Annotated in this window: 5 protein-coding genes; 4 read left to right on the forward strand and 1 reads right to left on the reverse strand. The window is 70.9% G+C overall.

The features are described from left to right. From DD1DGNOD_RS04950 to DD1DGNOD_RS04960, 3 genes are all read left to right on the forward strand, one after another. On the forward strand, positions 1 to 1,060 hold a 1,060-nt coding region (locus tag DD1DGNOD_RS04950; RefSeq protein WP_241255471.1), incomplete at its 5' end, for a glycoside hydrolase family 6 protein. 197 nt (positions 1,061 to 1,257) lie between these two features. After that, positions 1,258 to 2,529 (forward strand): magnesium transporter MgtE N-terminal domain-containing protein, encoded by a 1,272-nt coding sequence (locus DD1DGNOD_RS04955; protein WP_206442954.1) that lies wholly within the window; start codon positions 1,258 to 1,260, stop codon positions 2,527 to 2,529. Beyond that, positions 2,529 to 3,122 carry a DUF1003 domain-containing protein gene (locus DD1DGNOD_RS04960; protein ID WP_131765465.1) on the forward strand — a complete coding sequence of 198 codons (594 nt, stop codon included), beginning with the start codon at positions 2,529 to 2,531 and terminating at the stop codon, positions 3,120 to 3,122. Before DD1DGNOD_RS04955 ends, DD1DGNOD_RS04960 begins: the two co-directional genes overlap by 1 nt. Before the next feature lie 60 nt (positions 3,123 to 3,182). Here the strand turns inward: DD1DGNOD_RS04960 and DD1DGNOD_RS04965 are convergent, their stop codons facing one another. Beyond that, a complete protein-coding gene (locus DD1DGNOD_RS04965; protein WP_131769559.1) occupies positions 3,183 to 3,467 on the reverse strand; it encodes a chorismate mutase in 285 nt (94 codons plus the stop codon). Between the two features lie 381 nt (positions 3,468 to 3,848). Between DD1DGNOD_RS04965 and DD1DGNOD_RS04970 the strand changes: the two genes are divergently transcribed. After that, the gene (locus DD1DGNOD_RS04970; RefSeq protein WP_131765467.1) at positions 3,849 to 4,691 is read left to right on the forward strand and encodes a RecB family exonuclease; all 843 of its coding nucleotides are present in this window, start codon (positions 3,849 to 3,851) and stop codon (positions 4,689 to 4,691) included. Positions 4,692 to 4,918: the final 227 nt, after the last annotated feature.

Below are 4,918 nucleotides of genomic sequence, written 5' to 3' on the forward strand. Positions count from 1 at the left end.
GGCCACCACGATGATCGTGGCCGCAGCCCTCGTCCTGGCAGCCGGCTGCCGGCCCGGGGACGTGGGGACGCTGCGGGCACCGGCGTCCCCAGGTGCCACGGTCACCGCCACGCCGGGGCCGCTTTCGGCTGCGGTTGTCACCCCGCCCGGGACGCTCCCGGGCCCGGGAGCGGCTGGAAACCCGCTGGCCGGCGTCCGCTTCTACGATGATCCCGACACGTTGGCGGACGCGGCCGCGGCCCGGCTGCGCAGCCGCAGTCCCGCGAACGCGAGCCTGCTCGACAAGATCGCGGGTACCCCGCAGGCGATGTGGCTCGGTGACTGGTTCCCGACCACGCAGGTCCGCGCCATGGTCGCCGCGCGGGTCAGCAGCGCGCGGGCCGCCCACGCGATCGCGATATTCGCCGTCTACCACATACCGGCCCGCGACTGCGGCGGCTACTCCGCCGGCGGGGCGAACTCGCCGGCCGAATACCGTGCGTGGATCTCGGAGGTTGCCGCCGGCATCGGCTCGGGCCCTGCCGCCGTGGTACTCGAGCCGGACGCGATCGCCGGTGCGGACTGCCTGTCAGCCGCTGACCGGCAGACGCGCTACACGCTGATCCGTGAGGCGGGCATGCTGCTGACCCAGCACGGAGCCACCGTCTACCTCGACGCGGGGCAGCCGGACTGGCGCCCTGCCACCGAGATGGCCGGACGCCTGCGGCTTGCCGGTGTCGCCGCCGTGCGCGGCTTCGCCCTGAACACGGCGAACTTCGTCGGCACCACCGACCTGCTGGCCTACGGTGACCAGATCGTCGCCGAGCTCGGCGGCAGTGGCCACTTCGTCGTCGACACCAGCCGCAACGGGCGCGGCCCGGCTCCGGACAGGCAGTGGTGCAATCCGGCGGGGCGAGCGCTGGGAACCCGTCCGACCACGGCAACCGGTGACGAGCGCGCGGACGCGTTCCTGTGGGTGAAGGGCCCCGGGGAGTCCGACGGCACGTGTAACGGGGGCCCGCCGGCCGGTGAGTTCTGGACGGACTACGCCCTCGGACTGGCCAAGCGGGCGCCCTATTAGCAGCCCCAGCCCCAGCCCCGTCACCTCGTCGCCGTGAGCCTCAGGAGGCTTGTGAGGCTCGTTCCGGCTGGTGCCCCGTGGCGGGGCGCCGCAGATCTCGGCAGCTGGTCCGAGCAGTAAGATCGACAGTGGATCGGGCGGTGGAGGTAGCCTCGCGCGGTGAGGCCGAACTGTGAACCACACCGTGGTGTTCGGCCATGACAGCGGCACCGGCCCGGCTGTTCTGCCGGAGACTGGCGGGCCTGCTCGTCCTCGATCCCAACGGTGACGTGGTCGGACGGCTGCGGGACGTGGTGGTGATGTTGCGGCTGGGTAGCCAACCGCCGCGCGTCCTCGGGCTTGCGGTCGAGGTGCAACGTCATCCCATCTTCGTTCCGATCAGCAGGGTGACCGGGGTGGAGTCGGGTGCCGTGGTGCTGTCCTCGGCCAGGTTGAGCTGGCGCCGGTTCGCCCAGCGTCCCGGCGAGACCCTTGTGCTCGGTGAGCTCCTGGACCGGCAGGTGACGCTGGTCGCGACCGGTACCCGCGTCGTCGTGGTGGACGCCGCGATCGAACAGATCCGCGGCGGCGACTGGGTTCTCGACCAGGTCGCGGTACGGACCGGCCGGCGGCGCCGCGGCGAGGTCCGCATGGTTTCCTGGGCCGAAGTCACCGGATTCTCCCTGCCGGAGGAGGACCAGGGCGCGGCCAACATGCTCGCGGTGTTCGAGAAGCTGCGGCCCGCGGACCTCGCCTCGCTCCTGCGGGATCTGTCCGACAAACGCCGCGTCGAAGTGGCCGCGGCCCTCGACGACGAGCGGCTCGCCGACGTCCTGGAAGAACTGCCCGAGGACGAGCAGGTCGAACTGCTCGGCGGGCTCGCCGACGAGCGGGCCGCCGACGTCCTGGAGGCGATGGGCCCCGATGACGCTGCCGACCTGCTGGGGGACCTCCCCGCCGGGGAGGCCGAGCGGTTGCTGTTGTTGATGGAACCGCGGGAGGCTGAGCCAGTCCGGCGCCTGCTCGTCTACCCCGACAGGACCGCCGGCGGCATGATGACCAGCGAACCGGTGATCGTCGGCCCGAACGCGAGCGTGGCCGAGGCGATCGCGCGGGTGCGGGCGCCGGAGCTTTCCCCGGCCCTGGCCGCGCAGGTGTACGTGGTGCGTCCTCCGTTCGAGACACCCACCGGGCGCTACCTCGGGCTTGCCCATTTCCAGCGTCTGCTGCGGGAACCGCCCGGGACGCTCGTCAGCGGCATCGTCGACGTCGACATCACCCCACTGCGGCCGGAGGCGTCGCTGCAGGAGGTGACCCGTCACCTCGCGTCGTACAACCTGGTTGCCGCCCCGGTGCTGGACGACAGCGCCCGGCTGGTGGGGGTGGTCACCGTCGACGACGTGCTGGACCACCTGTTGCCGGCCGGCTGGCGGGAACGCGACCTCGACTCGGACGCCTCGGGTGCGCACCCCCCGAGCGTGGGCACCTGATGAAGATCCGCCGTCGTACGGGCAGGCTCGATCAGCCTCGCCCGTCCCGCCGGTCGGCGCTGACCCGCCGTCCCTACGAACCGGACGCCTTCGGCCGGGCCGCCGAGCGGATCGCCCGGTTCATCGGGACCGCGCGCTTTCTCGTGGTCCAGAGCATAGTGGTGGTGCTGTGGATCGGCTACAACATCATCGCACCCCGTGACCTGCGGTTCGACAACTATCCGTTCATCTTTCTGACGCTGGCGCTGTCCCTGCAGGCGGCGTATGCCGCACCGCTGATCCTGCTGGCGCAGAACCGGCAGGACGACCGGGACCGGGCCAACCTCGCGCAGGACCGGGAGCGCACCGGACGCCAGCTCGACGACACCGAATACCTCGCCCGCGAGATAGCGGCAATCCGTATCAGGGTCGGGGAACTGGCGACCCGCGACTACCTGCGTTCCGAGCTGCGTGCGGAGCTTCGGGCGCTGCTGGCCGAGTCCGCGGGGACAGACGCGGGAACAGGTGAGGACGCAGCCGCTGGGCGCCGTCGCAGCCCTGGATCGTGGGAGCGGCGATCCGAACGCCGCAACTCCACCGACCGGAGGATCTGACCGGCGCCGCCGATCGGCGGGCCTGACCGGGGGTCTGACCGGCATTCTCGACCGGAGGGTCTATGTAAGAGATCCACGACATAGCGTGAGAATGGACAGGGCGATTTCAACCCCGCGCGGCCCGAGTTCCCGCGACCAGGCTGTGATGATCTCGTTTTCCCGCTGGTGCTGGATGCGCGGACCGCCGTCCGAGGAACGCAGCGCCTGAATCTGACGGGATATCTCCAGGCGTGCGCCGACGAGCGCGCGAAGCTGGACGTCGATCTCGTCGATGGTCTGCCGGCCGTCCGCGATCGAGGAGATCGTCGGTGCCGGCGTGACAGAGGGGAGCGCGTGGCTTGTCATCTGGGCCCTTTTCGTTCGGGACCCGGTCATCCCAGAGCCTGGCAGGCCCGGGGAGAGTCCGGGCCTTGAGTCTCGGCGTGTCGCGTCAGATACGCGGCAGTGCAGGGACCGTGCCCGGCCCCTGGTAAAAATGATCCGGCGATCTGCTCGCGCGAAGCGCGCAGACAAGAGATCCACCGGGCATGGCCACCAGCATGCCAGTCGAGATTGCCATCGTCCAGTGCTCCATACGGCTCCCACCGTGACCTCACACGGATGAGACGTCACACGGATGTCACGCGGATGCCGCACGGATGTCGCCGACGAGGCAGGCGTCCGCGGGGAGAGCCGGTGACCCTGCGGCCACCGGGACAGCATCGGGACGGATGAGAGGATCGTTTCGTGGACCAGTTGCAGTTGGACGGCATGCCGCGGCGGCTGTTCGTGTGCACCCCGTCGAAACTGTCCGCATTCGCGGAATGTCCCCGCCGCTATCGGATGGCTTATCTCGACCGTCCGGCGCCCCCGAAGGGGCCGCCGTGGGCCCACAACTCCCTCGGTTCCAGCGTGCACAACGCCCTGCGGGCCTGGTGGGACGAACCGCTGGCCCGCCGCACGCCGACCCGCGCCGCCCACCTCGTCCGCCTGTTGTGGATCACGGATGGCTGGCGGGACGCGGAGCAGTCCGCGAGCTGGCGGGAGCGGGCCGCGGAGATGATCGGACGCTATGTGGCCACCCTTGACCCGTCCCGTGAGCCCAGGGCGGTGGAGCGTCAGGTTGCCGCGCGCACCGAACGGCTGGCCCTGTCCGGGCGGGTCGACCGGCTTGACGACCGTGACGGCGAACTCGTCGTCGTCGACTACAAGACGGGACGCCGTCCGCCCACCGATGACGACGCCCGCACCTCCCAGGCGCTGGCTCTCTACGCGCTGGCGGTGTCCCGTACGCTGCGCCGCCCTTGCTGGCGGGTTGAGCTGCACCATCTCCCCACCGGCACCGTGGCGGGCGCCGAACACGACGAGGCGTCGCTTCGCCGCCATCTTGGACGGGCCGAGGCGCTGGCCGACGATGCCGAACGGGCGGGCGAGGCACTGCGCAGCGGTACTGGACCCGACACGGCGTTCCCGCCGCAGCCGAGCCGACTGTGTTCCTGGTGTGACTACCGGCGGCACTGTCTCGAGGGCCGCGCCGCCGCGCCCGACCGCGAGCCCTGGGACGCTGTCGCCGACCGCGAGCCCGGCTGAGCCCAGCACCCTCCGGGGCCTCCGGCCACGAGAAGAATCATGGTCGGGTGGCCTTTGGCCGGTCGGGACCTGCCCGTTACCCGGCCTGCCGGCAGGCGCTGGGCCATGATGGCCTGGTGACAGAGCGAGTGAGTGCTGGTCAGTCGAATACCGCTTCCGCGGTTGCCGATTCCACGGTTGCGCTGTCGGATGCCCGTTTGGCGGATGCCCGTTTGGCGGATGCCCGT

It is taken from the genome of Candidatus Protofrankia californiensis, assembly GCF_900634765.1.
Lineage (GTDB): Bacteria > Actinomycetota > Actinomycetes > Frankiales > Frankiaceae > Protofrankia > Protofrankia californiensis.

Bases quoted from the DNA above. Each gene is read 5' to 3' on its own strand.
- DD1DGNOD_RS04955 (WP_206442954.1), top strand. From the start codon at position 1,258: ATGACAGCGGCACCGGCCCGGCTGTTCTGCCGGAGACTGGCGGGCCTG.
- DD1DGNOD_RS04965 (WP_131769559.1), bottom strand. From the start codon at position 3,467: ATGACAAGCCACGCGCTCCCCTCTGTCACGCCGGCACCGACGATCTCC.
- DD1DGNOD_RS04960 (WP_131765465.1), top strand. From the start codon at position 2,529: ATGAAGATCCGCCGTCGTACGGGCAGGCTCGATCAGCCTCGCCCGTCC.